24 protein-coding genes, 1 pseudogene and 1 riboswitch are annotated in these 26,339 nt (G+C 52.6%); of the genes and pseudogenes, 14 read left to right on the top strand and 11 right to left on the bottom strand.

What is annotated here, in order from left to right; translation table 11 throughout:
- Positions 1-23: 23 nt before the first annotated feature.
- Together HVZ39_RS17195 and HVZ39_RS17190 are read right to left on the bottom strand one after the other, a co-directional pair.
- On the bottom strand, positions 24-728 hold the full coding sequence (locus tag HVZ39_RS17195; protein ID WP_181632747.1) for a type IV pilus major pilin: 705 nt from the start codon (positions 726-728) through the stop codon (positions 24-26).
- 559 nt (positions 729-1,287) lie between these two features.
- Positions 1,288-2,571 (bottom strand): putative acyl-CoA thioester hydrolase, encoded by a 1,284-nt coding sequence (locus HVZ39_RS17190; RefSeq protein WP_047502440.1) that lies wholly within the window; start codon positions 2,569-2,571, stop codon positions 1,288-1,290.
- 223 nt (positions 2,572-2,794) lie between these two features.
- On the opposite strand from HVZ39_RS17190, the gene hutI reads away from it, so the two are divergent.
- From hutI to hutH, 5 genes are all read left to right on the top strand, one after another.
- Positions 2,795-4,018, top strand: coding sequence for an imidazolonepropionase (hutI, locus tag HVZ39_RS17185; protein WP_181632746.1), 1,224 nt, complete (start codon positions 2,795-2,797; stop codon positions 4,016-4,018).
- On the top strand, positions 4,015-4,956 hold the full coding sequence (gene hutG, locus HVZ39_RS17180) for a formimidoylglutamase (RefSeq protein ID WP_181632745.1): 942 nt from the start codon (positions 4,015-4,017) through the stop codon (positions 4,954-4,956). The genes hutI and hutG overlap by 4 nt, the downstream gene beginning before the upstream one ends.
- An 87-nt stretch (positions 4,957-5,043) precedes the next feature.
- Positions 5,044-5,763, top strand: coding sequence for a histidine utilization repressor (locus HVZ39_RS17175; protein WP_016152334.1), 720 nt, complete (start codon positions 5,044-5,046; stop codon positions 5,761-5,763).
- Between the two features lie 125 nt (positions 5,764-5,888).
- Positions 5,889-7,574, top strand: a complete 1,686-nt coding sequence (gene hutU, locus HVZ39_RS17170) for a urocanate hydratase (protein ID WP_181632744.1) — start codon at positions 5,889-5,891, stop codon at positions 7,572-7,574.
- Position 7,575: 1 nt separating this feature from the next.
- Positions 7,576-9,096 (top strand): histidine ammonia-lyase, encoded by a 1,521-nt coding sequence (hutH, locus tag HVZ39_RS17165; protein WP_181632743.1) that lies wholly within the window; start codon positions 7,576-7,578, stop codon positions 9,094-9,096.
- 56 nt (positions 9,097-9,152) lie between these two features.
- Here hutH and HVZ39_RS17160 read toward each other — a convergent pair whose 3' ends face one another.
- The 7 genes and pseudogenes from HVZ39_RS17160 to bioA form a co-directional block, all read right to left on the bottom strand.
- Positions 9,153-9,629 carry a kinase inhibitor gene (locus tag HVZ39_RS17160; protein ID WP_016156043.1) on the bottom strand — a complete coding sequence of 159 codons (477 nt, stop codon included), beginning with the start codon at positions 9,627-9,629 and terminating at the stop codon, positions 9,153-9,155.
- A 99-nt stretch (positions 9,630-9,728) separates the two neighbouring features.
- A pseudogene (locus HVZ39_RS26695) lies at positions 9,729-9,890 on the bottom strand (phage tail protein); the annotation flags it as partial.
- Positions 9,850-10,110: a hypothetical protein gene (locus HVZ39_RS17155; protein ID WP_047359449.1), complete on the bottom strand. Its 261-nt coding sequence runs from the start codon at positions 10,108-10,110 to the stop codon at positions 9,850-9,852. The gene HVZ39_RS17155 and the pseudogene HVZ39_RS26695, both read right to left, overlap by 41 nt.
- A 171-nt stretch (positions 10,111-10,281) precedes the next feature.
- Complete coding sequence (locus tag HVZ39_RS17150) at positions 10,282-10,716, bottom strand: hypothetical protein (RefSeq protein ID WP_019076332.1); 435 nt, start codon at positions 10,714-10,716, stop codon at positions 10,282-10,284.
- Positions 10,713-11,069: a tlde1 domain-containing protein gene (locus tag HVZ39_RS17145; RefSeq protein ID WP_181628931.1), complete on the bottom strand. Its 357-nt coding sequence runs from the start codon at positions 11,067-11,069 to the stop codon at positions 10,713-10,715. Before HVZ39_RS17145 ends, HVZ39_RS17150 begins: the two co-directional genes overlap by 4 nt.
- Positions 11,070-11,079: 10 nt before the next feature.
- A complete protein-coding gene (locus tag HVZ39_RS17140; protein WP_047415235.1) occupies positions 11,080-11,571 on the bottom strand; it encodes an Hcp family type VI secretion system effector in 492 nt (163 codons plus the stop codon).
- 254 nt (positions 11,572-11,825) lie between these two features.
- On the bottom strand, positions 11,826-13,115 hold the full coding sequence (gene bioA / locus HVZ39_RS17135; RefSeq protein ID WP_046274629.1) for an adenosylmethionine--8-amino-7-oxononanoate transaminase: 1,290 nt from the start codon (positions 13,113-13,115) through the stop codon (positions 11,826-11,828).
- A gap of 76 nt (positions 13,116-13,191) precedes the next feature.
- On the opposite strand from bioA, the gene bioB reads away from it, so the two are divergent.
- From bioB to bioD, 4 genes are read left to right on the top strand one after another with little or no spacing between them, the layout of a single operon-like run.
- The gene (gene bioB / locus HVZ39_RS17130) at positions 13,192-14,232 is read left to right on the top strand and encodes a biotin synthase BioB (protein ID WP_181632742.1); all 1,041 of its coding nucleotides are present in this window, start codon (positions 13,192-13,194) and stop codon (positions 14,230-14,232) included.
- Positions 14,229-15,386, top strand: coding sequence for an 8-amino-7-oxononanoate synthase (gene bioF, locus HVZ39_RS17125; protein ID WP_181546273.1), 1,158 nt, complete (start codon positions 14,229-14,231; stop codon positions 15,384-15,386). The genes bioB and bioF overlap by 4 nt, the downstream gene beginning before the upstream one ends.
- Entirely contained in the window at positions 15,370-16,125 is a 756-nt protein-coding gene (gene bioC / locus HVZ39_RS17120; protein WP_181632741.1) for a malonyl-ACP O-methyltransferase BioC, read from the top strand. Before bioF ends, bioC begins: the two co-directional genes overlap by 17 nt.
- Complete coding sequence (gene bioD / locus HVZ39_RS17115) at positions 16,118-16,816, top strand: dethiobiotin synthase (protein ID WP_181598430.1); 699 nt, start codon at positions 16,118-16,120, stop codon at positions 16,814-16,816. The genes bioC and bioD overlap by 8 nt, the downstream gene beginning before the upstream one ends.
- On the opposite strand, the gene HVZ39_RS17110 is transcribed toward bioD, so the two are convergent.
- A complete protein-coding gene (locus HVZ39_RS17110; RefSeq protein WP_047359446.1) occupies positions 16,782-17,504 on the bottom strand; it encodes an ATP-binding cassette domain-containing protein in 723 nt (240 codons plus the stop codon). The genes bioD and HVZ39_RS17110 overlap by 35 nt on opposite strands.
- Before the next feature lie 770 nt (positions 17,505-18,274).
- Between HVZ39_RS17110 and uvrB the strand changes: the two genes are divergently transcribed.
- The 3 genes from uvrB to nhaC all read left to right on the top strand — a co-directional run bounded on the left by uvrB (position 18,275) and on the right by nhaC (position 23,319).
- Positions 18,275-20,296, top strand: coding sequence for an excinuclease ABC subunit UvrB (gene uvrB, locus HVZ39_RS17105; protein WP_016152344.1), 2,022 nt, complete (start codon positions 18,275-18,277; stop codon positions 20,294-20,296).
- 329 nt (positions 20,297-20,625) lie between these two features.
- Complete coding sequence (locus HVZ39_RS17100) at positions 20,626-21,837, top strand: PLP-dependent aspartate aminotransferase family protein (RefSeq protein ID WP_181632740.1); 1,212 nt, start codon at positions 20,626-20,628, stop codon at positions 21,835-21,837.
- Between the two features lie 15 nt (positions 21,838-21,852).
- On the top strand, positions 21,853-23,319 hold the full coding sequence (gene nhaC / locus HVZ39_RS17095) for a Na+/H+ antiporter NhaC (RefSeq protein WP_181632739.1): 1,467 nt from the start codon (positions 21,853-21,855) through the stop codon (positions 23,317-23,319).
- A 64-nt stretch (positions 23,320-23,383) separates the two neighbouring features.
- Here nhaC and yvcK read toward each other — a convergent pair whose 3' ends face one another.
- Positions 23,384-24,292: a uridine diphosphate-N-acetylglucosamine-binding protein YvcK gene (gene yvcK / locus HVZ39_RS17090; RefSeq protein ID WP_016152345.1), complete on the bottom strand. Its 909-nt coding sequence runs from the start codon at positions 24,290-24,292 to the stop codon at positions 23,384-23,386.
- 392 nt (positions 24,293-24,684) lie between these two features.
- Positions 24,685-24,830, top strand: a riboswitch (molybdenum cofactor riboswitch).
- Between yvcK and moaA the strand changes: the two genes are divergently transcribed.
- Positions 24,818-25,807, top strand: a complete 990-nt coding sequence (moaA, locus tag HVZ39_RS17085) for a GTP 3',8-cyclase MoaA (protein WP_016152346.1) — start codon at positions 24,818-24,820, stop codon at positions 25,805-25,807. Its footprint overlaps the riboswitch before it by 13 nt.
- Positions 25,808-25,826: 19 nt before the next feature.
- Positions 25,827-26,339: a molybdenum cofactor biosynthesis protein B gene (moaB, locus tag HVZ39_RS17080; RefSeq protein WP_016152347.1), complete on the top strand. Its 513-nt coding sequence runs from the start codon at positions 25,827-25,829 to the stop codon at positions 26,337-26,339.

Genomic DNA, 26,339 nt, shown 5'->3' with positions numbered 1-26,339 from the left:
TAAAAAAATATTGCCAGTATTTATTAACGGCTACCTAAAACGATAGCGTTAGTTGGACCAGTTGGATCAGTGTCACAGACACCAGTTGCGACGATATTGGCAGGCGTTAACTTATCATCAGTCGTTGTTTTCAAAATACCAGTAGCAGGGTTCGCTTCAACACTGATATCAATTGCTGCAGCATTACCAGACATTGCACCTGCAGCCGCTGTAGTGGTCGCCACGTAATCCCATTGAGAACCAATCTGTGACACAATGTTACGGCAATCTTCCATCTCCAGTCCGTTGATTACCATAAAGAAAGCTTTATTCTTCGCGGCAGTAGCGGAAAGTTTTGCAGGTCCAATTTCAAAAGCATCGTTAGAGAATCCATTGAACGCTTCGCTAGGACCGATTTTACCCATCTTGACCAGACCAACGATTGCGGATGTTCCAGATGATGTCTCGATCCCAGCTTTTGTTTCTGAATTTGAATCAGCGCGAGCCGGATATTCAGCGGAGTCTTTATACGCCTCTGTCATCGCAACACGGACAGAGTTCGTATTATCGGTCAGGTCTGAAATATCCTGAGATGTAAACGCACGCTGTGCCAGAACAACCACGCCTGCGGCAATAATACCGATAATGCCCAGTACAATGATAATTTCAAGCAGCGTTACGCCTTTCTGTTTTTTCAGCTCACGATACTGAGCCGCCTTTTTTTTCCATGAATGAATCATGTTTTTCATATCCATAAATCCTTAGATATTAGTTGCTGTAAAAATTAACCCTGCACTCACTGTGCCAAAATATTATATGCGGCATTTTTCGTAAAGCACCAGAAGCTAAAGGTTGTGACGGGATAATTAGGAAAAAAGGTGACTGGTCAGATGAGTTGTTTTTTGAATCATTTTCCCATTTATGTATTTTATATATAACAAATATCATAAGGTTTTTTTTGATTTATTTTTAGATTACGTTACGGTAATTTTCCTTTTCCGGAGAGTGATATATATTGATGGGGTTAATATATTAAAATTAATATGGATTGGCTTTTATCTATTTTGGGTTAAAAATTGAGTTTAGCGGCAGAATGATATTTATCAAGTTAATCGTTTCTGTAACTTACTTATGTAAGCACCTGGGCTTGCCTTCATACAACTCGAATTATTATGGCTATAAATAGATTGATTCACGCGATCAATTTAAACCTGCGTTGGTGAAAATATTACCTGTGTGAAGAAAAGACGTTGAAAGCGGTGAAGGGGGCTGGCGGGAGTGTTCCCGCCAGCGGTTTGATGGCTGTGATTACTGCTTCGGTTCGGCAACCACTTTGCTACCGATACCGCGGTTGTTGTATTCCCACATGCGGTTGAAGTTGGTGTCGTTCAGGTTGCGCTGGATTTCACCTTTGTCATCTTCTGCACCGGTATTACCGGCAAAAGGACGCTTCGAGATAACGCTGTCAGCCCATGGTTTTGCCATGTTAAAGCCTTCGTTGATCACGCTGTCGCGGATAACGACCTGACCGTTAGTGTTTGAATCGACATCCAGCGAGCGGCCCAACTGTGCCACGCCATCACCACTCGCCGTGAAGCGGCTATTTGTGGCGAGGAAGCCGTAGTAGATGTTTGACAGCGTCGCGGGTGCAAACACATAGGCTTCCTGCTGAGTACGGGAGTTCACAACGCGGAAATCGGTGTTATCGAACACCACGGCGCCGCGACCGGAAACAATATCCACATCGCCTTCAATGTAGCTGTTGGTTACCAAAGTACGCGGTTGACGATCGTTTTCCAGACGGTTTTGTACGCCGCTGTTGGTCACGAAAAACGTATTCTGGCGACCGAGGATGTTGACCTTATTGATCTGCACTTTATCGCCATCGGTACGTAGCGCAACGGCCGGGTGATTACCCGCATCAACGCTGTCACCCAGATTGTTTTCGATGGTCAGGTTCTGCAATTGCAGACCGTTATTTTGCGACCAGACGACGGCAGAACACATCACGCCAATATTTGTGCCGCGCTTGTTCTGGCAATTATCAAACATATACCACGCCGGTTTACCCGGCATGTATTTACCGCCCGGGTTCACCGTACGACGCCAGTCTGCGGTGCTCATGTCACCATCAATAGCCTGGCCAATTTTCACATCCAGCGGTTTTTCGCCCATACCGTACAGCGTCAGACTCCCCGTTGCTGCCGGGATATATACCGTGCCCTGATACTCGCCCGGCATAATCGCGATGTACTGACGTTTGTTAGTACGTTTGATGATTGCCGCATCAACCGCAGCCTGAATGCTGGTATGGGTGACGCCCTGAGTCCCAGCCGGGCCAACCACGAAGTCAGGCTGTGCAGGCAGAGAAATAGCAGAAGGGCTCCACGGCGCGGTGTTTGGCGTCAGCGCGGAAAAATAGTGCGCAGCAACGAAGTTTTTCGCTTCATTGGCCGACAAGATCGGGCGCGAAGAGGTACCTGGCGCGGTCTGATCGGAAGGAATTTGATCGGGCGGCGTAGAGCTACAGGCGGTCAGCGTCACGCCAAAAGCCATTGCCAGCGCCAGACGGGAAACTGATGATATGTTCACAGGTTGCTCCGGGCTTTGAAAGTTATCCATTGAAGCCTGCTTTTTTATACTAAGTTGAGCGAAACGGGAAGGTTAAAAGGTAAAAAGTTGTTTTTATCGCCGTAATGCCCGGCACGGAGAGTCCTTATATCACAAATACATAACAATTACGGTCCTTCAGGTTGACAACATCCGTATAATCAAAAATAAATGTCTATACAACCTATGACAAGTGGTGAGTCGAATGCAGCAATTCTTCCCTGATGATGTTATCTGGCGCAATGTTCGTCTGGCGACCATGGATCCCGAACGTAACACCCCGTATGGGCTGGTAGAGGGTCATGCGCTGATCGTCCGCGAGGGGAAGATTCGCGATATCGTCCCGGAGTCATCGCTCTATCTCACACATGACAATACCTTTGATATGCAGGGCAGGCTAATTACACCTGGCCTGATTGACTGTCATACGCATCTGGTCTTTGGTGGAAACCGCGCAGGTGAATGGGAGCAGCGGCTAAACGGTGTCTCCTACCAGCAGATAAGCGCCCAGGGCGGGGGGATCAATGCCACCGTATCAGCAACCCGCAGCGCCAGTGATGAGCAACTCTTACATCTAGCGCATCAGCGTATGGAACAGCTAATCAAAGAAGGTGTTACGTTGCTGGAAATAAAATCCGGTTACGGCCTGGATTTGCAGACAGAAGAGAAAATATTGCGCGTGGCAGCGGCGCTGGCGGCGGAGAATATCATTGAAATAAGCCCCACGCTGCTGGCTGCCCACGCGACTCCAGCAGAATACCGGGATGATCCTGACGGCTATATTACGCTGGTGTGCGAGACCATTTTGCCGCAGCTGTGGGAACAAGGGCTGTTCGAGACCGTCGATCTGTTTTGTGAAAGCGTGGGTTTTTCGTTGGCGCAGAGCGAGCGGGTGTTTCAGGCCGCGCAGGCGTTGGGCATCCCGATTAAGGGCCATGTTGAACAGCTGTCATTGCTGGGTGGCGCACAGCTGGTAAGCCGCTACCACGGGTTATCCGCCGATCATATTGAATATCTCGATGAAGTGGGCGTAGCGGCGATGAGCCAAAGCGGTACGGTCGGCGTGCTGCTGCCCGGCGCATTCTATTTCCTTAAGGAGCAACAGCGTCCGCCGGTGGCGTTGCTGCGTCAATATCAGGTACCGATGGCGGTGGCGACAGATTTTAACCCGGGTACCAGCCCGTTTATCAGCCTGCACTGGGCGATGAATATGGCCTGCGTTCAGTTTGGCTTAACGCCGGAAGAAGCATGGGCGGGCGTAACCCGTCATGCGGCCCGGGCGCTGGGACGTCATGCCACTCATGGTCAATTGAAGGCCGGGTTTGTGGCCGATTTTGTGGTGTGGGATGCAACTCTCCCGGTCGAGATCCTGTATGAACCGGGGCGTAACCCGCTCTACCAACGCGTATTCAAAGGACAAATAGTATGACTCACTGGCAACCTGTTTCACCTGCGCTGTGGCAGGGACGTGATGATCGCGCCGAATCGCCGAATGCGCTGCGCCTGTTTCAGACGATCACGCTGAGCCCGACATTTAGCCCAGAAATGTATCGCGAGAAGATAGCGCTGCTTGGATTTGCCTGCGACGAAGGCGTGAAACGTAATCAGGGCCGGACGGGAGCCGCCGGAGCACCTGATGTGCTGCGCAAGGCGCTGGCGAATTTAGCCAGCCACGATGGGCATCATCGGCTGGTGGATCTGGGAAATATTGTGGCCCAGGCCCCCGACCTTGAGGGCGCGCAGCAGGCGCTACGCAATGCGGTGCAGCGCTGTCAGCAGGAGAATATACGTACCTTTGTTCTGGGGGGAGGACACGAAACCGCATTTGCGCACGGCGCAGGCGTGCTGGATGCGTTCCCGCAGGCGAAAGTGGGGATCGTCAACTTCGATGCGCATCTCGATTTGCGCCATGCCGATCAGGCTACTTCCGGTACACCGTTTCGCCAACTGGCGCAGCTTTGCGATGAACAACAGCGTGAATTTCACTATGCCTGTATCGGTGTCAGTCGGGCGGCAAACACCCAGGCGTTATGGGATGAGGCGCAGCGGCTTGGTGTGACCGTGGTGGAAGATCTGTACTGTGCAACGGCGCAGGCGCAGTTAGCGCAGTTTGTCGCCAACCTGGATGTTATCTATCTGACTATCGATCTCGACGTGCTGCCGGTGTGGGAAATGCCCAGCGTGTCGGCACCCGCTGCGCTGGGCGTACCGTTGGCGACGCTGCTGAGTCTGATTGAACCCCTGTGTCGTAGCAGTAAACTGCAGGCGGTGGATATGGTTGAATTTAATCCACGCTTTGACGATGATGGCAGAGCGGCGCGCGTTGCGGCGCGATTAGGTTGGCAAATCGCGCACTGGTGGCACTGATATACCTGATGGCGTTGCGCTTATCAGGTTCGGGTAATGCCTGTAAACTGTACCCACTCACATTCTCAGCTTAAGGAAGGCTTACGCATGCTCCCATCCCGTTCTGCTCCGGCACCTTTTTACGAAAAGGTCAAACAGGAGATCAGCGAAAAGATTGCCAGCGGTATCTGGCAACCTCACGATCGCATTCCCTCTGAGGCGGAGCTGGTGGCGCAGTATGGTTTCAGCCGCATGACCATCAACCGGGCGCTGCGTGAGTTAACGGATGAAGGGTTACTGGTTCGCTTGCAGGGCGTAGGGACGTTTGTCGCCGAGCCGAAGGGCCAGTCTGCGCTGTTTGAAATTCGCAGCATCGCGGATGAAATCAACGCCCGTCAGCATCAGCACCGCTGCGAGGTGATCACGCTTGAACGAACCCAGGCAAGCGCGCAGCAGGCTTTGGTGTTAAACGTCAAAGAAGGCACCTCCATTTTTCACTCTGTCATGGTGCACTACGAGAACGAACTGCCGGTGCAGATTGAAGATCGCTGCGTGAATGCCGAAATTGTGCCAGCGTATCTGGCGCAGGATTACAGCCAGACTACGCCGCACGCTTATCTGTCGCTGATAGCCCCTTTAACGGAAGGCGAGCATATTGTTGAAGCGGTCCGCGCCAGTGCTGAAGAGTGCGCGCTGCTGAATATCAAAGAACACGATCCCTGTCTGCTGATCCGCCGTAAAACCTGGTCTGCGTCATCCATTGTCTCTCATGCCCGTTTGCTCTTCCCGGGTTCCCGCTATCGCCTGCAAGGGCGGTTTATGTCCTGAAAAGCGTGATTGCTGCCGCAGTATAATAAAATTGTATCTTTTTTGTTAAAAGTACGCTTGCGACAACTTGTATAGACAAGTATATGTTACTTATCTGTCCGATCGTTCGCGAGGAGTGCTCTACCATGTCTCATAGCAAGTACCGTCAGCAGGATATTCGTGCCCCACGCGGCACCACTTTAACGGCCAAAAGCTGGCTGACCGAAGCGCCGCTGCGCATGTTAATGAACAACTTGGATCCCGATGTGGCGGAAAATCCGCATGAGCTGGTGGTATACGGCGGGATTGGTCGCGCCGCGCGGGACTGGGAATGTTATGACGCCATCGTCAACGCGCTGACCAAACTGGAGACCGATGAGACCCTGCTGGTCCAGTCCGGTAAACCGGTTGGCGTTTTCAAAACCCATGACAATGCGCCACGCGTGCTGATTGCCAACTCCAACCTGGTGCCACATTGGGCTACATGGGAACACTTCAACGAGCTGGACGCCAAAGGGCTGGCGATGTATGGCCAGATGACCGCCGGGAGCTGGATCTACATCGGCAGCCAGGGCATCGTGCAGGGGACTTATGAAACCTTCGTTGAGGCCGGGCGTCAGCATTATCAGGGTAACCTGAGCGGACGCTGGGTGCTGACCGCCGGGCTGGGCGGCATGGGAGGGGCGCAACCGTTAGCCGCAACGCTGGCAGGTGCTTGCTCGCTGAATATTGAGTGCCAGCAAAGCCGGATCGATTTCCGTCTGCGTACCCGCTACGTGGATGAGCAGGCGACATCGCTTGACGACGCGCTGGCGCGTATCGAAAAGTACACCCGCGAGGGTAAAGCGGTCTCCATTGCGCTATGCGCTAACGCCGCCGACGTTGTGCCGGAACTGGTGAGGCGCGGTATGCGCCCGGATATGGTCACTGACCAGACCAGCGCCCACGATCCGCTGCATGGTTATCTGCCGTCCGGCTGGAGCTGGGAAGCGTATCAGGCGAAAGCGGTGTCCGATCCGCAGGGCACGGTACAGGCGGCGAAACGCTCAATGGCAACGCACGTTGAGGCAATGCTGGCGTTCAGCAAAATGGGCGTGCCGACGTTTGATTACGGCAATAACATTCGCCAGATGGCCAAAGAGATGGGCGTGGAAAACGCCTTTGATTTCCCCGGTTTCGTCCCTGCTTATATTCGCCCTCTGTTCTGCCGCGGCATTGGCCCGTTCCGTTGGGTGGCGCTTTCCGGCGATCCGCAGGATATTTATAAAACGGATGCCAAAGTGAAAGAGATCGTGGCTGACGATAAACATCTGCACCACTGGCTGGATATGGCGCGTGAGCGGATTAACTTCCAGGGATTACCGGCGCGTATCTGCTGGGTCGGTCTGGAATGGCGTCAAAAACTGGGGCTGGCGTTTAATGAAATGGTGCGCAGCGGCGAAGTGTCTGCGCCGATTGTTATTGGCCGTGATCATCTGGATTCCGGCTCCGTCGCCAGCCCGAACCGCGAAACCGAAGCCATGCGCGACGGTTCTGATGCAGTATCCGACTGGCCGCTGCTGAACGCGCTGCTTAACACCGCCAGCGGTGCAACCTGGGTGTCACTGCATCACGGTGGCGGGGTAGGAATGGGCTTCTCCCAGCATGCCGGGATGGTGATTGTTTGCGATGGTACTGATGAAGCCGCAGCGCGTATCGCCCGGGTATTACATAACGATCCGGCTACCGGGGTGATGCGCCACGCCGACGCCGGGTATGACATTGCGGTGGAATGCGCCGTCGAAGAAGGGCTGAATTTGCCGATGGTCGCGGCGACGCAGGAGAAACGTTGATATGAACACCATGACATTAACGCCGGGTCACCTGAGCTTTGCGCAACTACGCGACATCTGGCAGCATCCGGTCAAACTGAGCCTGGATGCCGGGGCGATTGATGCGATCAACGCAAGCGTCGCCTGCGTCAATAATATAGTCGCTGAAGGCCGTACGGCGTATGGCATTAATACCGGCTTTGGCCTGCTGGCTCAGACCCGTATCGCCACGGAAGATTTGCAGAATTTACAGCGTTCGCTGGTGCTTTCCCATGCGGCAGGCGTTGGTGAGGCGCTCGATGACGCGATGGTTCGCCTGATTATGGTGCTGAAAATCAACAGTCTGGCGCGGGGTTTTTCGGGTATTCGTCTCAGCGTGATTGAAGCGCTGATTACGCTGGTGAATGCCGGGGTGTATCCGCTGATCCCGGCGAAAGGGTCAGTGGGCGCATCGGGTGACCTGGCACCGCTGGCACATATGTCTTTGACGCTGCTGGGCGAAGGTAAAGCGCGCTGGCAGGGGGAATGGCTTCCGGCGACCGAAGCGCTGAAAAAGGCCGGGCTGGAGCCGATTACGCTGGAGGCGAAAGAAGGGCTGGCGCTGCTCAACGGTACCCAGGCTTCCACAGCCTTTGCGCTGCGCGGGTTAATTGAAGCCCAGGAGCTGTTTGCGTCTGCGACGGTGTGTGGGGCGCTGACCACCGAAGCCGTTTTAGGCTCTCGTCGTCCGTTTGATGCCCGTATTCATGCCGCACGAGGACAGCGTGGGCAGATTGATGCCGCAACGCTGTACCGCCACGTGTTGACCGACACCAGCGAGCTTTCTCAGTCGCATCATAACTGTGAAAAAGTGCAGGATCCGTATTCTTTGCGCTGTCAGCCGCAGGTGATGGGGGCGTGCCTGACGCAAATGCGTCAGGTAATGGAGGTCTTGCTGGTAGAAGCCAACGCGGTTTCCGACAACCCGCTGGTGTTTGCCGAAGAGGGCGATGTCATTTCCGGCGGCAACTTTCATGCTGAACCGGTGGCGATGGCGGCAGATAATCTGGCGCTGGCGATTGCGGAAATCGGGGCGTTATCAGAGCGACGCATTGCGCTGATGATGGACAAACATATGTCGCAGTTGCCGCCGTTCCTGGTGAAAAACGGCGGGGTGAACTCCGGCTTTATGATTGCTCAGGTAACCGCGGCCGCGCTGGCGAGCGAGAACAAAGCGCTGGCGCATCCGCACAGCGTGGACAGCTTGCCGACCTCCGCCAACCAGGAAGATCATGTGTCTATGGCGCCGGCAGCGGGCCGCAGGTTGTGGGAGATGGCGGCGAATACGCGCGGCGTGATTGCCGTGGAGTGGCTGGCGGCGTGTCAGGGGATTGACCTGCGTGAAGGGTTAACCTCAAGCCCGCTGCTGGAGCAGGCGCGCCAGGCTCTGCGCGAGCAGGTTGCCCACTATACGCAGGATCGCTTTTTTGCTCCGGATATTGAGTGCGCAACCGAACTGTTAGCCCAAGGGACGTTGTTGAAATTGTTGCCTGAATTTCTGTAGAGAAGCCTTGTTTAGTAGGCCGGATGCGGCGAAGCCGACATCCGGCACAAGACAGCTTAACTGAACATCGCCGTAATCGAGGCGCTGGCGAGCGAGTGGAAGTGAACGTTAAAGCCAACCATCGCGCCGCTGGCGTCCTCATCGACATCAATACGCTCCACATCCAGCGCGTGAACCGTAAAGATATAGCGATGGGTTTCACCCTTCGGCGGCGCAGCACCGCCATAACCTGCTTTACCAAAATCCGTACGGGTCTGAATCACCCCATCCGGCAGCGCAACCAGCCCGGAGCCGAAGCCTTGCGTGAGTACGCGGGTATCTGCTGGCAGATTTACCACCACCCAGTGCCACCAGCCGGAGCCGGTTGGCGCATCAGGATCGTAGCAGGTCACGACAAAGCTTTTGGTCCCTGCTGGCACGTCATCCCACGCCAGATGCGGGGAAATATTATCCCCGTCATATCCCATGCCGTTAAAGACGTGGCGATGCGCAAGCTTTTCGCCATCGCGCAGATCGTTACTGATTAGTTTCATGCTGACTCCTCTCGTTAGCCAAAAAGTGTAGCCAGGAACCGTATGTAGCGTGGCGAAATATTCTGGACTGTTTTGCGTTCAATCAAGGGTGGCAAATCCGGTTTCGTGCAAACCAAGGTATGTGAGAATGTCGGCAATAGCGTTCTTGCTGATAATGTCACGACCAACAGAAGTTAAATCAGCCAGCGCTGCCTTATCCTCTCCGGTGAAGTAGGATACTTTATTCGCACTGGTGACCAGTCCAGCCAGTGCGGCATCGAGTAAACTCCAGATACTCCTTCTCGGCGGTGTCAGGGAAAATCTGGCGAATAATCCAGCCCTGATAGGCGTAGAGATCGTCCGCCACGCCTGATACAGCATTAGCCCGGACGGCGTAGTCGCTGTCGCTGCTGGTGTCGACGTTCTCATCGGGTAGCGCGTTCTGAATATCGCGTAACTGGCGGTCGGTACTTTCCGCAACGGTCGGGACGGGAAATGTCATTAAATAATCCTTACTGGGTGCCGGAACGTGTGCGGGGTGCCGGTGCTGTCGGTTAAACCCACTGCATGAGCGGTTATTGTATGGTGTTGAGTATTCAGGGAGCGGCTGCGGCACGAAAAATCAAAGGGAAGCGGAGGAAAGGACCCGGCCATATTGACCGGGTTAATTATCTTACTTAACCTGACGGGCTTTGTCTGCTTTCCATTCCTCATATGTTGCTTCGAGGAACCACAAGCAGCGAGCGCCCTTATCAGTGCTTAACAACGCAGGACGTGTCCGCTGATAAAAATCCTCAACGGTTGCTGGAGCTTCAACAGGCACTCCGCAGACAATATCAGTCCCGATCATGTGCGGCCATTTTCCCGCGTCAATGACGCTGAGCGCATCAAGAGCGCCGGTTGTATTTGCTGTTAGGGCAGCAGATAAAGCATCTTCCAGTTTAATGGCCTGCTTAACATCTGCCGCAGCCGCGAGTTCTGGCGTTTTATTCAGCCACGCTTGATCGCCCGTAGCCACGCCTTTCAGCGCATCGGGCCAGTTCACTTCGCCAGCTGCTGAAGTGGCCACAATAAACGGAAGTAGTAGCAATAATGCGAGCCGTTTCATCGTACAACCTCAAGCGGGCCGCCTTCACGTAAAATCCGGCGGCGCGTTGAGAGGGACATAATAATACAGCCCGCTGAGGCGAATCCTGCTGGCATACCCACACGTTCTCCGTGAATGCGGAAATCAGTACGACCAAAAGATTCACCAGAGGTCTGCACAAGAATGATAGTATAAGGGCCTCTAGAGGATGAATGTCCGTTAATACTATATGTTCCACGCGGGATCGGCCCCATACTCCGGACATGCTGCCGGTCCGGGTTGTTCTTATTCGTCAGATTGCCAGAGTAGCCGGTCTCCACCAGTTCAGAACCGCTGTATAATTTGCCAGTGCTCTGCTCATATTTCCATGCCATGACTGTCTCCTTACGCGGTTACGCGTTCCTTCCAACTGTCCGAGTGAATGATGTTACCGTCCGCGTAACGCCAGGTTATTTTCTCGTACATCAATTCCACGACGTCCAGATGATTACGCTTTTCACCGTACTGCGATTTAACGTCATACATAACCGGGCCGATGCTGATTACAGTTACGTTTTCCATCATCATGCTGAAGTATTCAACTTCCTGACCCGCATCATTGATGCGATAAAATTTCACTTCTGCCAATTTGAGCTTTTGCCCTGTGGTTACAGCCTTATACAGATAAGGTGTTGAAGCATCAGTTTCCTTGTCAAATGTGAATGGGGCATGTTGACGTGTTGCTGTCGCTTTGCCTGTGGCGGGGTCTGTTGGCAGCGATACACCATGATTCAGACCTAAAATCTCGATACTGCCTTCACGTCCATGAACATCGACGGAACCTTTGATATCAGCGCCGCCGTCATCTTTGAGCCATAAATAAGCTGGAATAGCCATTTTCTTAAAACTCCATTTAAGGAAAATCTCATAAAATCCTTTCACTTTAATCACTTACGTGACAAATTCACGCTATCGCTTATTAAATCACCCGTCAATTTTTGCTCAGCATCGATATAAAACGATTTACAATTTCTTTGATGCAAATAAAAAAAGGCCGGAATAATCCGGCCTTCATGTCTAAATATTGTTACTTCATCAGTCATCGAATAATCCGGGCTGTTTCACTTTTCCACGTCCGGACCGGGCGCTGATTAATCGCTAAAAAATGTTGCACTGCGCACAGCCTCGTTTACGGCCTGGGTCAGACGACGTAACTGATCGGGCTGAATAATGTACGGCGGCATCAGATAGATCAGTTTGCCAAACGGTCGTACCCACACGCCCTGTTCAACAAAGAACTTCTGTAACGCCGCCATATTCACCGGATGCGTGGTTTCGATCACACCGATGGCGCCGAGTACGCGCACGTCGGCTACCCAACTGGAGTCTGCCGCCGGGGCGAGTTCTGTCCGCAGTTGCGCTTCAATAGCCGCTACCTGTGAGCGCCACTCACCGGTTTCGAGTAACGACAGGCTGGCGGAGGCGACGGCGCAGGCCAGCGGATTACCCATAAAGGTTGGACCGTGCATGAAGCATCCGGCTTCACCGTTGCTGATGGTTTCGGCGACCTGACGCGTGGTCAGGGTGGCGGAAAGGGTCATGGTTCCGCCGGTTAACGCTTTGCCGAGGCACAAAATGTCCGGAGTTATGTTGGCGTGTTCACAGGCAAAAAGCTTGCCTGTACGACCAAATCCGGTGGCGATTTCATCGGCAATCAGCAGGATCCCTTCACGGTCGCACATCTTACGGATGCGCTTTAACCATTCGGGATGATACATGCGCATGCCGCCAGCGCCCTGCACAATCGGCTCAAGGATCACCGCCGCAATCTCGTGGCGATGCGCGGCCATCAGGCGGGCAAAAGGCACCATATCCAGTTCGTCCCACTCGCCGTCCATGCGGCTTTGCGGGGCGGGCGCAAACAGGTTCTCCGGCAGATAACCCTTCCACAGACTGTGCATCGAGTTGTCGGGATCGCAGACCGACATCGCGCCGAAGGTATCGCCGTGATAACCGTTTCGAAATGTCAGGAAACGCTGACGGGATTCGCCTTTGGCCTGCCAGTATTGCAGCGCCATTTTCATTGCTACTTCTACGGCGACCGAACCTGAATCCGCGAGAAAAACGCACTCCAGCGCCTCTGGCGTCATCGCCACCAACTGGCGGCACAGCGCAATGGCCGGGGCATGGGTAATGCCGCCAAACATCACATGTGACATGGCATCAATCTGCGTTTTCATCGCGGCGTTCAGCTGTGGGTGATTGTAACCGTGGATCGCCGCCCACCAGGACGACATGCCGTCTATCAGCCTCTCACCGCTGGCTAAAATCAGTTCGCAACCTTCGGCACGCGCCACCGGATAAACCGGTAACGGGGAGGTCATCGAGGTGTAAGGGTGCCAGATATGGCGTTGGTCAAACGCAAGATCGTCCGTTGTCATAATCGACTTGTAAACCAAATTAAAAAGATTTAGGTTTACGAGTCTACACCAAACTCATAACGAAACGTATACCAATATGGCTCATTCTTCTCGCTGGACAATGTCGCAAGTCACCGAATTATTTGAAAAACCGCTGCTGGATCTGCTGTTTGAAGCGCAGCAGGTTCACCGTCAGCACTTCGATCCGCAGCAGGTTCAGGTCAGTACGCTGCTGTCGATTAAGACCGGTGCCTGCCCGGAAGACTGCAAATACTGCCCGCAAAGCTCCCGCTATAAAACCGGTCTGGAAACGGAACGTTTGATGGAGGTTGAACAGGTACTGGACTCAGCGCGTAAAGCGAAACAGGCCGGTTCAACGCGGTTTTGCATGGGCGCGGCGTGGAAGAATCCACACGAACGCGACATGCCTTACCTGGAACAGATGGTTCAGGGCGTAAAAGAACTGGGGCTGGAAGCGTGTATGACGCTGGGTACGCTGAACGAAAATCAGGCCCAGCGGCTGGCTAATGCGGGTCTGGACTACTACAACCATAACCTCGACACCTCGCCGGAATTCTACGGCAATATCATCACAACCCGTTCGTACCAGGAGCGCCTGGATACGCTGGATAAAGTGCGTGAGGCGGGCATTAAAGTCTGCTCCGGCGGGATTGTGGGACTGGGGGAAACGGTGACCGACCGCGCGGGTCTGTTGCTGCAATTAGCGAATCTGCCAACGCCGCCAGAAAGCGTGCCGATCAACATGCTGGTGAAAGTGAAAGGCACGCCGCTTGCCGATAACGACGATGTGGATGCTTTTGATTTTATTCGTACTATCGCCGTGGCGCGGATCATGATGCCGACTTCATATGTCCGTCTTTCAGCCGGACGCGAGCAAATGAACGAACAAACCCAGGCGATGTGCTTTATGGCCGGGGCTAACTCGATTTTCTACGGCTGCAAACTGCTGACCACGCCGAACCCGAACGAAGATAAGGATTTGCTGTTGTTTCGCAAACTGGGTCTCAATCCGCAGCAAACGGCGGTGCTGGCCGGTGATAACGAACAGCAGCAACGCCTGGAGCAGGCGCTGCGTACCCCGGATACCGACGAATACTACAACGCGGCAACCGTATGACCTGGCAGCAAAAAATAGACGATGCGTTAACGGCGCGTCGTCGTGCTGATGCGTTGCGACGGCGCTATGCGGTGACGCAGGGCGCCGGTCGCTGGCTGCAGGCCGACGGTCGCCAGTATCTGAACTTTTCCAGCAACGACTACCTTGGCTTAAGCCACCATCCGCATATTATCTGCGCGTGGCAGCAAGGCGCTGAGCGTTTTGGCGTCGGCAGCGGCGGCTCGGGTCATGTCAGCGGTTATTCCGTTGCTCATCAGGCGCTGGAAGATGAGCTGGCGCAATGGCTCGGCTATTCACGGGCGCTGCTGTTTATCTCCGGTTTTGCCGCTAATCAGGCGGTCATTGCCGCGCTGATGGGCAAAGAGGACCGGATTGTTGCTGACCGGCTCAGCCATGCCTCACTGCTGGAAGCTGCCAGCCTTAGCCCTGCCGTGCTACGTCGCTTTACCCATAACGATCCCCAACATCTGGAACGTCTGCTGACCACCCCCTGTCCGGGGCAACAACTCGTGGTCACTGAAGGGGTGTTCAGCATGGATGGCGATAGCGCACCGCTGGCGGAAATTCACGCGGTGGCAGAGCAGCAGGGCGCGTGGTTGCTGGTGGATGATGCGCACGGGATTGGCGTCAGCGGTGAGGAAGGGCGCGGTTCGTGCTCCCGACAGCAGGTGAAACCCGAGCTGTTAGTGGTGACGTTTGGCAAAGGTTTTGGCGTCAGCGGCGCGGCAATCTTGTGCTCAGACAGCGTGGCCGATTATCTGCTGCAGTTTGCCCGTCATCTGATCTACAGCACCAGTATGCCTCCGGCCCAGGCCCAGGCCTTGCGCGCCGCGCTGGAGGTGATCCGCAGCCGCGAAGGCGATGAGCGCAGAGAAAAACTGGCGATGCTGATCCAGCGTTTTCGCGCTGGGGTGAATATGCCGGACTTAACGCTGGCGCAGTCAGACAGCGCCATTCAGCCGCTGATCGTGGGCGACAATCATAAAGCCTTGCAGCTGGCGGAGGCATTACGTCAACAGGGATGCTGGGTGACGGCTATTCGCCCACCGACGGTGCCGGTTGGTACGGCCAGGCTGCGGCTTACGCTGACCCAGGCGCATGAAGTCCAGGATATCGATCGCTTACTGGAGGTGCTGCATGGCGCAGGTCAATAAGCAGGCGATTGCTGCCGCGTTTGGTCGCGCGGCTACTCACTATGAGCAACACGCGGAACTCCAGCGTCAGAGCGCCGATGCGTTACTGGCGCGACTCGATGGTCGGGCATTCTCTCAGGTTTTAGATGCGGGCTGCGGACCCGGGCGTATGAGCCGTTACTGGCGGGAGCAGGGGAGCGAGGTCTGCGCGCTGGATCTGTCGGCGCAAATGCTGACTGAAGCACAGCGTCACGATGTCGCCCACCGCTATTTGCTGGCGGATATTGAAGCCATTCCGCAGGTTGCTGCTACTTTCGACCTGGCCTGGAGCAATCTGGCCGTACAGTGGTGCAGCGATCTGCGCGGCGCGTTACGCGAGCTTTACCGGGTGGTGCGTCCTGGCGGGACGGTGGCGTTTAGTACCCTGGCGCAGGGGTCAATGCCGGAACTTCGTCAGGCGTGGCGAGCAGTTGATGAGCGGGAGCACGCCAATCGTTTTTTGCCCGTGGAGCAACTGGAAAACGCCCTGCATGGGTGGGACGTTGAATACCAGTCTCATGCCGTCACGCTGTGGTTTGACGATGCGCTGAGCGCCATGCGCTCGCTGAAGGGCATTGGCGCGACGCATTTGCATGATGGCCGCGAGCCGCGCGTCCTCACCCGCTCACAGTTGCGCCAGCTACAGCTAGCCTGGCCCTGCCAGCAGGGGAAATATCCGCTGACCTATCATCTATTTTTGGGAGTGATTCAACGTGACTAACACTTTTTTTGTCACCGGGACGGATACCGAAGTGGGGAAAACTATCGCCAGCTGCGCGTTGCTACAGGCGGCGGGGCAGAGGGGATTGCGAACCGTCGGCTATAAGCCAGTGGCGTCGGGCAGTGAAATGACGGTTGAAGGTCTGCGTAATAGCGATGCCCTGGCATTACAGCGCAACAGCTTTGTGACGGTGGATTATGCGGCTATCAACCCCTATACCTTCGCGGAACCTACCTCACCGCATATCATCAGCGCGGACGAAGGTCGCCCCATTCAGGCCTCTGTAATGTCTGCGGGTTTACGCGCGCTGGAACAACAGGCTGACTGGGTGCTGGTGGAAGGTGCCGGCGGGTGGTTTACGCCGCTTTCGCCAACGCTGAGTTTTGCTGACTGGGTGAAAACAGAGCAGCTGCCGGTTATTCTGGTGGTTGGCGTTAAGCTCGGCTGCATCAACCACGCTGTGCTGACCGCCCAGGCGGTGCAGCAGGCCGGACTGACGCTTGCCGGATGGGTCGCCAATGATGTGACGCCACCTGGCAAGCGTCATGCTGAATATATGGCAACGCTCAGGCGTGTGCTTGCGGCTCCGCTGCTGGGGGAGATTCCCTGGCTGGCAGAAGAGCCGGAGCGGGCATCAACAGGACGTTATATCGATCTTAGCGTTTTGTCTGTAGCGCCCCCCAGTCGGTGATTAGCGGGTTGCTGAGCTGTGTGATTTGCCCCTGAGCCACGTTGCGCCCACGGTGTAACAGGCAGTAGCAGTCAGCGACCCGACGTATAAACGGCAGGCTCTGCTCCGCGAGCATTATGGCGATGCCGAGCTCCTGGCTTAACCTTACAACCAGGTTCCCCAGCTTGTGAATATATGCCTGGCCACTTCCCCGCGTGGGCTCATCGAGGATCAGCAGGCGCGGACGTGTGACCAGCGCGCTGGCGAGCGCAAGCTGGTGCTGATCATCTTCCGATAATGCCGCCCCTTTGGCCTGACGCAGTACGAACAACTGTGGAAACAGGCGGTAAATATCACTGCTGTTCATCGTTTCGCTTTCCTCAACCGCCTGGCGCGCAATATGCAGATTTTCCTCTACCGTCAATTGCGAAAAAATCCGTCTCTCTTGTGAAACGTAGTTAATGCCCAGCGCGATGCGATTTGCCGCCGGAATGGGACTCAGGTCGCGCGGTGGTGCGCCAGCCTGATGCCAGAACATGGTGCCGCTTTCGATCGGTAAATTGCCGATAATGCAATTGGTCAGTGTAGTCTTTCCCATCCCTGGAAGCCCCAACACACCGGTACATTTACCGGGCAGCAGGTCGAGATCCACATCCCATAGGGAGTGTTGATTACCGTAATAATGATTCACTGCGCGAAGACTCAACATAGATTCCTCCAGCATGATGCTATCCGCCCCACGTACAGGTCGTCGGAAGAAAATTGCAATTCTCTTGCCAGAAGAGGGATTGGGGTCAAAAAACAGCAGGAGAGTGTGCCGCGCAGGCGGTAACGTCTGGCTAGCCGGAGGGCTGGCGTTGTTTTGTGCACATTGCCAGTGCCTGGCGGTGTCGTAATGGTGCAGGCAAGAAAATGATGAAAATGCGAGCAAGATCCCGGCCATTCCAGGCCGCTTCGTTAGCTGATAAATATCAAAAAATAGCGATAAATTTTTTTTATCCCTCCGGAAAAGGGAGTGAGGGCGTTTTTGCCAGGCTACAGTCCATACGGGCTGGAGGCAGTTATCCACTATTCCTGTGGATAACCTTGTGTATTAGAGTTAGAAAACACAATGTAAGCGAGAGAAGACGCGGCCTGCGACTAAATTGATGCGAAAGAAGGCTCGGGATAATAGTCATTAAATTACAGAATGTTAGATAAAATCAATGGCTGTCGCAGAAGTGTCATGCGTTGCCACAAAACTTTCATCGGGCAGCTTGACAAATGTTAAAAAAGTCATTGCTTTGGGGATAACACGTTTTTGCTGGTGTTTTATCTTGTCTGAGGCCAAATTTTAGCCTGCAGTCACGGTCATTCTGATGGCGTATCAGAAATATTCTGGTGCGTTACTGTTTTTTCATCCAGTATATTTTACTGGCAAAATATACGACTGCGAGTAAAATTACACACCTGCCCGCCCATTGCTTCAGGTAGCTGCTCATGAGTAAACCGTTCAAACTAAATTCCGCTTTTAAACCCTCTGGCGATCAGCCTGAGGCTATTCGCCGTCTGGAAGAAGGGCTGGAGGATGGTCTTGCGCATCAGACGCTGCTGGGGGTGACGGGCTCGGGGAAGACATTCACCATCGCTAACGTAATTGCGGACTTGCAGCGGCCTACCATGGTGCTGGCTCCCAATAAGACGCTGGCCGCGCAGCTGTACGGTGAGATGAAAGAGTTCTTCCCGGATAACGCGGTGGAGTATTTCGTCTCCTACTACGACTATTATCAACCGGAAGCCTACGTACCAAGTTCTGACACCTTCATCGAGAAGGATGCCTCGGTTAACGAACATATTGAGCAGATGCGTCTGTCAGCGACCAAAGCGCTGCTGGAACGTCGGGATGTCGTTGTCGTCGCGTCAGTTTCCGCTATCTATGGTTTGGGCGATCCGGATCTGTATCTGAAAATGATGCTGCACCTGACGGTGGGGATGATTATCGACCAGCGTGCGATCCTGCGCCGCCTGGCGGAACTGCAATATACCCGCAACGATCAGGCATTTCAGCGCGGAACCTTCCGCGTGCGTGGTGAAGTGATCGACATTTTCCCGGCTGAATCCGACGATATCGCGCTGCGCGTGGAACTGTTTGATGAAGAGGTCGAACGTTTATCGCTGTTTGACCCGCTTACCGGGCAGGTTGAATCCACGATTTCGCGCTACACCATCTATCCTAAAACGCACTACGTGACGCCGCGCGAACGTATCGTGCAGGCGATGGAAGAAATCAAAGTGGAGCTGGCAGAGCGGCGTAAGGTCCTGCTGGCAAATAACAAACTGCTGGAAGAACAGCGGCTAAGTCAGCGTACGCAGTTCGATCTGGAAATGATGAACGAGCTGGGTTACTGCTCGGGGATTGAAAACTACTCCCGCTATCTGTCCGGGCGTGGCCCCGGCGAGCCGCCGCCGACGTTGTTTGATTACCTGCCTGCCGACGGCCTGCTGGTGGTGGATGAATCCCACGTCACTATCCCGCAAATTGGCGGTATGTATCGTGGTGACCGGGCGCGTAAAGAGACTCTGGTCGAATACGGATTCCGTCTGCCGTCGGCGCTGGATAACCGTCCGCTTAAATTTGAAGAGTTTGAAGCGCTGGCCCCGCAGACCATCTACGTCTCAGCGACGCCGGGCAACTATGAGCTGGAGAAATCCGGTGATGACGTCGTCGATCAGGTAGTACGACCGACCGGCCTGCTGGATCCGATCATTGAGGTACGCCCGGTGGCGACGCAGGTTGACGATCTGCTGTCTGAGATCCGCATCCGTGCGGCGATTAACGAACGTGTGCTGGTCACTACGCTCACGAAACGGATGGCAGAGGATCTCACCGAATACCTCGAAGAGCACGGTGAGCGGGTGCGCTATCTGCACTCAGACATCGATACCGTGGAACGTATGGAAATCATTCGTGACCTGCGTCTGGGCGAGTTTGACGTGCTGGTGGGTATCAACCTGTTACGTGAGGGTCTGGACATGCCTGAGGTCTCACTGGTGGCGATTCTGGACGCAGACAAAGAAGGGTTCCTGCGTTCTGAACGTTCGCTTATTCAGACCATCGGCCGTGCGGCGCGTAATATCAACGGGAAGGCTATTCTCTACGGCGACAAAATTACCGCCTCAATGGCTAAGGCGATAGGGGAAACTGAACGCCGTCGTGAGAAACAGCAGCTCTACAACGAAGAACACGGTATTACGCCGCAGGGGCTGAACAAGAAAGTGGTCGATATTCTGGCGCTGGGTCAGAATATTGCGAAGACTAAGGCGAAAGGCAAAGGGAAGTCACGCGCAGGCGCGAAGTCTGAAATTGTCGAACTGGATATGACGCCAAAAGCGCTGCAGCAGAAGATTCATGAGCTGGAAGGGCAGATGATGCAGCATGCGCAGAATCTTGAATTTGAAGAGGCTGCGACGATCCGCGACCAGTTGCATCAGCTGCGCGAGTTGTTTATCGCGGCATCGTAAGATTGTTTCCACTTTCCACTTTCCACTTTCCAATTCGCCATCGCGTAAATGCCATGGCGATTGGAAAAATAGAGAATGTATTATCACTTATAATTATATTATTCGTTTTTCTATTGCCATTTATTATTCTTAAAATTAATGCGCTCACTCTAATTGATTCTTTGCTGAATTGATTTTTGTTTTTCAGCTTTGTGAACCTCATCGTTTTATTCTTTACATTTCTGACGATTCTTTCAGCATTTTGGCAGCAAGAAAAAGGCTGTCATTGTTCTTTTTTTTATAATTGTCCTGTTATAGAAATTTCCCTGACGAAAATATAAAGGAAAATTATGAAAAAGATAATATGTAGTTACGCTGAGAATGATTATGCCGTTCAGGACGCCATGATATGTTCTGGCGTTGGTGAACAACACCAGAAAAATTATGGTGCAGTCAGCCCTCCGCTAGTAAAAACCAGTCTGTTTGTGCAGCAGAGCTATCAGCAATACTGTGATGATATGCAGCACGAAGCTGAATGTTACATCTATTCCCGGGGGCTTAACCCAACAACGGAACTGTTAGAGCATAAACTGGCAGCGTTGGAGCGTGGCGCGGCCTGCAAAGTTTTTGGCTCGGGCATGGGCGCGATAAGCGCAATATTGTTTGGCCTGCTGAAAAGTGGTGACCATATTATTCTGGTGAATAATGTTTATGGTCCAACAGTTGTGCTGGTGAAGCAAATGCAACAACGATTTGGTATTGACTATGACATTGTTCTCAGTGGCGATGTTGAGGATATTCGGCAGAAAATAAAGCCGAATACTCGCATGATATACACGGAATCCCCAGGAACAATGACCATGCGAGTTGTGGATCTGCAGAAGATAGCAGAGTTGGCGAAAGAGAATAATATTATTACTGCCATTGATAATACATGGGCTACGCCACTCTTCCAAAAGCCATTGACTCTTGGTTTCGATTTAGTGCTCCACTCTTGTACTAAATATATCGGCGGTCACAGTGATTTAACGGCGGGTGCTGTGGTAGGCGCAAAAGTCTATCTTGATATTATTCGTGATTTTTCACATCAGCTTCTTGGCGCAGTGCTGGCCCCAGATAGTGCATGGTTAGTGATTCGCGGTTTACGAACGTTGCCGCTGCGCATGAGACAACATCAGAATAATACCTATGCAATTCTTACTTTTCTCAATAGCAGAGCAGAGGTTGAGAATATCTGTCACCCTCTTATGGCTGATGCAAAACAACGTGAAATTGTTTCACAACAAATGTTTGGTACTTCTGGCCTCATTAGTTTTGAACTTAAAGATGGCAGTTTTGAAAAAGTTAAAGCCATTATTGATAGTTGTAGAATTTTCAAACCGGGATGCAGTTGGGGGGGATATGAAAGCCTGATTATTTCTCCAAATCGCGGTTATAACCAGGATGTAATATGCAAAGATGGGATGGCGCCTGGTTTAATTAGGATTTCAATTGGCCAGGAATCTCCAGAGATGTTAATCGCGGACTTAGAGAATGCGTTTGATTCTATAAAAACATATTAATAGCGGGAAAATAACATGGTAAGCACAAATAAGCAACCGAGCTTTTATGCAGCATTGATGTTATTAGTGGCTATTTTCCTGGTTTTCTTTATAGGTATTGGGGTTTTAAATTACCCAGTTGAATTTATCTTAATTATTATTACGATTATTACAGGTTTTTTTGCCAGATACTATGGCGCGGGCTGGAAGGAAATTCTCCAGACTTTTATAGAAAAAATAAAAGATGCCGTCCCTGCGATTTTAATTCTACTGTCGATCGGTATGTTGATTGGATGCTGGATGGTTAGTGGTACCATTCCGTTAATGGTCTATTATGGCCTGGAAATTATCAACCCAGCTTACTTATATCTTACAGCTTTTTTAGTGACGGTTTGCATCTCGACATTTACAGGCACTTCATGGGGTTCCGCAGGAACAATAGGTGTGGCGTTGGTTGCCGTTGCTGCGGCGATGAATGTGTCATTGCCGATTACTGCTGGAGCCGTTATCTCCGGTGCCTATTTTGGTGATAAATTATCTCCTTTATCAGATACCACAAACATGGCCGCGTTAGCTGCGGGGGCTGAGCTTTATCAAAGTATTAGAAATATGTTGTATACATCGGTTCCTGCTTTTTTGTTTGCCTGCCTGGGGTTTTATATCGCGGGGTTAGATTTAAATTTGGTAAATTCAATCCAACTAGATACTATCCCGGTCATGAAAAAAGCGCTAAACTCATTATTCTGGCTTAACCCTTTATTAATATTACCGACATTGCTGGTCTTTATTGGTGCGATAAAAAAATGGGATACCATTATTGTTTTGATCGCATCTTCTTTTTTTGCTCTGGCAATATGCGCAATTTTTCAGCCGTTTACCATGATGGACCTCGTTCAAGCATCGATTAATGGCTTTAATACCAATATGATCAGCAATTTTTCAGATGTCGCGATGAATGAATCTACGACTAAAAATATTAATATATTGCTTAATCGTGGCGGTATGTATTCAATGGTTAGCCCGATTGTGGTTATGCTTTGTGCATTTATGTTCGCTTCGGCACTTGATGTTTCTGGTGGCCTTAATGTGCTGCTTGGGCGACTGGTTCAGAAATTAAAAACGGTGACCAGTACTCTGTTGGCGACAATGTTCACAAGTTCTTTATTAGTTGCCTGCACTGGCAATGCAGTCATCAGTTTCTTTCTGGTGAAGAATATTTATGATCCTTGTTTTAAAAACAAAAAATTGCATATGGTTAATATGTCCCGATCAATGGAGTCTGGAGCCACGCTACTTGAAGGACTTTTCCCTTGGACAATATCTGGTATGTTCATGGCGAAGACGCTGGGGGTGGCGACGCTGGATTATGCACCCTGGGTTTTGTTCAATTTAAGTTGCCTGGTTATGGCCGTATTCTTTGCCATTCTTGCCCGGTGGTCTAATTTTGGCACAAGATACGAAGAGCCAATATCCGCCGAGCAGGTACCTGTGCTGAGAGGTTAATGCTGTAAGCTACAAGTACAATCCTCATTACGATGAGGATTGTATGCTAATCACGCACTTGAGATTACCCCAGCGCCTGTACCGCTTTCTCCAGCGCGTAATGCAATAGCTGGCGGTCATGGCGGTAGGGAATGTCGCTGGCTTCCAGCACTTCCTGAATAACAACGCGGTCGGTAACGGTGGATACATCCACTTTCGGGCCTACAACCACCGCATCAATCACTTTCCTGCCAACGTACTGTTCAATGATTGCCAGCTTATCGTTAAGCGTCAGGCTGGCTGCTGGCAGGCTTAACTCACGACCCAGATTGCCGATGTAGACCATCGGGGCAGGTGTGCGACGTAATGCCTGCGCCAATTCGTCGAGTAGCAGGAGCGGCATCAGGCTGGTGTAAAAACTGCCGGGTCCGATCAATATCAAATCCGCTTCGGCGATAGCTTCAACTGCCTCCCGCGTGGTGGGGACTTTTGGCGACAGCATCAGTTCCTGAGGCGGGATGGTGAGCTGATCGATATTTACTTCGCCATACACTTCATGTCCCTGATCGTCGATAGCCATCAGATCCACCGGCAGCTCCGACATCGGAATTAAATGCGCGTCAACTTTCAGCAGACTACGAATTAAATTGATGGCTTCCAGAGGCCGCACGCTGAGGTGATCGAGCGCCTTTAACATCAGATTTCCGAGGTTATGCCCGGAAAGCTCACCATTACCGCCAAAACGATACTCAAACATGGCGGATGCAACGCTGGGTTGAGTAATTAACTGGTTCAGACAGTTACGCATGTCTCCCCAGGCAATGCCTCCTTCAGAGCGACGAATACGACCTGTCGACCCGCCGTTATCGGTCGTGGTGACGATCCCTGTCAGGCGTGAACCTAAAGGGGAAAGAGAGGAGAGAACGCGTCCCAGTCCATGCCCTCCGCCGAGAGCGACAACGCGGTCCAGATCTGCCAGCGTGCGAGTGCGCATATATTTTCCTGATATCAATTGATCGGCGCTACAGTAACGTAAATAGTGTGTTTTCAGCAATTATCCAAGCGGAATCTGGCGTAATTTTTTTCTGCGATCTACTCCTTTCTGACGAGATTCACCTGCCGGCAAGATGATGTATATCAATGCAAAACTGTGGTTTTTGCTTATTCTGTAGCGAAATTGCACGATTATGTCGCTATGTATGTGTTTATACAACGAAAGTGTACATGGCAAAAGCGTCATTTACACGCTAGTATCGGCATAACCACAATGTACTCTGAATAATTTGAGTTGCAGGAAGGCAGTGAGGGAGAGAATCCCCCGTAAGCGGACATAAGTACGTGACTGGGGTGAATGAACAAAGCCCACGCTTCTGCAATTTGAAGTATGACGAGAATAAACACTCTAGCCTCTGCACCTGGGTCAAATGATACGGTGCTTTGGCCGTGACAATACTTGAATAAGTTTGTCACCAGGGCGTAGGAAGAAATGACTACGTCTCCCGTATTTGGAAAGGTGTACATGGGCTCTCAACTTACCGATGCTTTCGCACGTAAGTTTTACTACTTACGTTTGTCGATTACCGATGTGTGTAACTTTCGTTGCACCTACTGCCTGCCGGATGGCTATAAGCCCGGCGGTGTCACCAATAACGGCTTTTTGACCGTTGATGAAATTCGCCGCGTTACGCGCGCGTTCGCCAGTCTGGGAACGGAAAAAGTGCGTCTGACAGGGGGCGAACCTTCATTGCGTCGCGACTTTACCGACATTATCGCCGCCGTGCGCGAAAACCACGCCATCCGTCAGATTGCGGTGACCACTAATGGTTATCGTCTGGCGCGTGATGCCGCTGCCTGGCGCGATGCCGGACTGACCGCACTTAACGTGAGCGTCGACAGCCTCGATGCCCGTCAGTTTCACGCCATTACCGGGCAGGACAAATTTCAGCAGGTGATGGCAGGCATTGACGCCGCTTTTGATGCGGGTTTTGAAAAAGTGAAAGTCAATACCGTGCTGATGCGCGATGTAAACCATCATCAACTGGACACCTTCCTGGCGTGGGTTCAGCCCCGTCCTATCCAACTACGCTTTATTGAACTGATGGAAACGGGTGAGGGCAGCTCTCTCTTCCGTAAACACCATATCTCAGGCCAGGTCCTGCGCGATGAGCTGCTGCGTCGCGGCTGGATCCACCAGATCCGACAGCGCAGCGACGGCCCGGCTCAGGTTTTCTGTCATCCTGACTATGCTGGTGAAATTGGTCTGATCATGCCTTATGAGAAAGACTTCTGCGCCACCTGCAACCGTCTGCGCGTTTCCTCTGTCGGCAAGCTGCATCTGTGTTTATTTGGTGAAGGCGGCGTAAGCCTGCGTGATTTGCTGGAAGATGACGCTCAGCAGTCGGCGCTGGAAGAACGCATTTCAGCCGCGCTGCTGGAGAAAAAGCAGACTCATTTCCTGCATCAGAACAATACCGGTATTACGCAAAACTTATCTTACATTGGCGGCTGATCGCTAAAAGGAGTTTTTCATGAGTCAGGTAAGCGCTGAATTTATCCCGACACGCATTGCTATTCTTACTGTTTCCAACCGTCGCGGCGAAGAAGATGACACCTCCGGCCATTATCTGCGTGACTCGGCGCAAGAGGCGGGTCATCAGATTGTCGACAAGGCGATTGTCAAAGAGAACCGCTACGCCATTCGCGCCCAGGTTTCTGCATGGATTGCCAGTGAGGATGTGCAGGTTGTGCTCATTACAGGCGGCACGGGCTTAACCGAAGGGGACCAGGCGCCAGAAGCGCTGCAACCGCTGTTCGACAGAGAAGTCGAAGGGTTTGGTGAAGTATTCCGTATGCTGTCGTTTGAAGAGATTGGCACCGCGACGCTGCAATCCCGGGCGATTGCCGGAGTGGCCAACAAAACGCTGATTTTCGCCATGCCTGGGTCGACTAAAGCGTGTCGTACCGCATGGGAAAATATCATTGCGCCGCAGCTCGATGCCCGTACGCGTCCGTGTAATTTCCACCCACATTTGAAGAAATAA

The sequence above is a fragment of the Citrobacter sp. RHB35-C21 genome (assembly GCF_013816515.1).
Taxonomy (GTDB): domain Bacteria; phylum Pseudomonadota; class Gammaproteobacteria; order Enterobacterales; family Enterobacteriaceae; genus Citrobacter; species Citrobacter braakii.
Note: the sequence above shows the minus strand (reverse complement) of the source record. Positions and strands in the feature narration are given on the sequence as shown.

Excerpts from the sequence above, each read along its gene's own strand:
- HVZ39_RS17175 (WP_016152334.1), top strand. The coding sequence starts at position 5,044 with ATGCTCCCATCCCGTTCTGCTCCGGCACCTTTTTACGAAAAGGTCAAA.
- nhaC (WP_181632739.1), top strand. The coding sequence starts at position 21,853 with ATGGTAAGCACAAATAAGCAACCGAGCTTTTATGCAGCATTGATGTTA.
- hutH (WP_181632743.1), top strand. The coding sequence starts at position 7,576 with ATGAACACCATGACATTAACGCCGGGTCACCTGAGCTTTGCGCAACTA.
- bioA (WP_046274629.1), bottom strand. The coding sequence starts at position 13,115 with ATGACAACGGACGATCTTGCGTTTGACCAACGCCATATCTGGCACCCT.
- bioC (WP_181632741.1), top strand. The coding sequence starts at position 15,370 with ATGGCGCAGGTCAATAAGCAGGCGATTGCTGCCGCGTTTGGTCGCGCG.
- hutI (WP_181632746.1), top strand. The coding sequence starts at position 2,795 with ATGCAGCAATTCTTCCCTGATGATGTTATCTGGCGCAATGTTCGTCTG.
- HVZ39_RS17145 (WP_181628931.1), bottom strand. The coding sequence starts at position 11,069 with ATGGCATGGAAATATGAGCAGAGCACTGGCAAATTATACAGCGGTTCT.
- HVZ39_RS17160 (WP_016156043.1), bottom strand. The coding sequence starts at position 9,629 with ATGAAACTAATCAGTAACGATCTGCGCGATGGCGAAAAGCTTGCGCAT.
- uvrB (WP_016152344.1), top strand. The coding sequence starts at position 18,275 with ATGAGTAAACCGTTCAAACTAAATTCCGCTTTTAAACCCTCTGGCGAT.
- HVZ39_RS17155 (WP_047359449.1), bottom strand. The coding sequence starts at position 10,110 with ATGACATTTCCCGTCCCGACCGTTGCGGAAAGTACCGACCGCCAGTTA.
- HVZ39_RS17100 (WP_181632740.1), top strand. The coding sequence starts at position 20,626 with ATGAAAAAGATAATATGTAGTTACGCTGAGAATGATTATGCCGTTCAG.
- HVZ39_RS17110 (WP_047359446.1), bottom strand. The coding sequence starts at position 17,504 with ATGTTGAGTCTTCGCGCAGTGAATCATTATTACGGTAATCAACACTCC.
- moaB (WP_016152347.1), top strand. The coding sequence starts at position 25,827 with ATGAGTCAGGTAAGCGCTGAATTTATCCCGACACGCATTGCTATTCTT.
- HVZ39_RS17195 (WP_181632747.1), bottom strand. The coding sequence starts at position 728 with ATGAAAAACATGATTCATTCATGGAAAAAAAAGGCGGCTCAGTATCGT.
- moaA (WP_016152346.1), top strand. The coding sequence starts at position 24,818 with ATGGGCTCTCAACTTACCGATGCTTTCGCACGTAAGTTTTACTACTTA.
- hutU (WP_181632744.1), top strand. The coding sequence starts at position 5,889 with ATGTCTCATAGCAAGTACCGTCAGCAGGATATTCGTGCCCCACGCGGC.
- bioB (WP_181632742.1), top strand. The coding sequence starts at position 13,192 with ATGGCTCATTCTTCTCGCTGGACAATGTCGCAAGTCACCGAATTATTT.
- yvcK (WP_016152345.1), bottom strand. The coding sequence starts at position 24,292 with ATGCGCACTCGCACGCTGGCAGATCTGGACCGCGTTGTCGCTCTCGGC.
- HVZ39_RS17140 (WP_047415235.1), bottom strand. The coding sequence starts at position 11,571 with ATGGCTATTCCAGCTTATTTATGGCTCAAAGATGACGGCGGCGCTGAT.
- bioF (WP_181546273.1), top strand. The coding sequence starts at position 14,229 with ATGACCTGGCAGCAAAAAATAGACGATGCGTTAACGGCGCGTCGTCGT.
- HVZ39_RS17150 (WP_019076332.1), bottom strand. The coding sequence starts at position 10,716 with ATGAAACGGCTCGCATTATTGCTACTACTTCCGTTTATTGTGGCCACT.
- hutG (WP_181632745.1), top strand. The coding sequence starts at position 4,015 with ATGACTCACTGGCAACCTGTTTCACCTGCGCTGTGGCAGGGACGTGAT.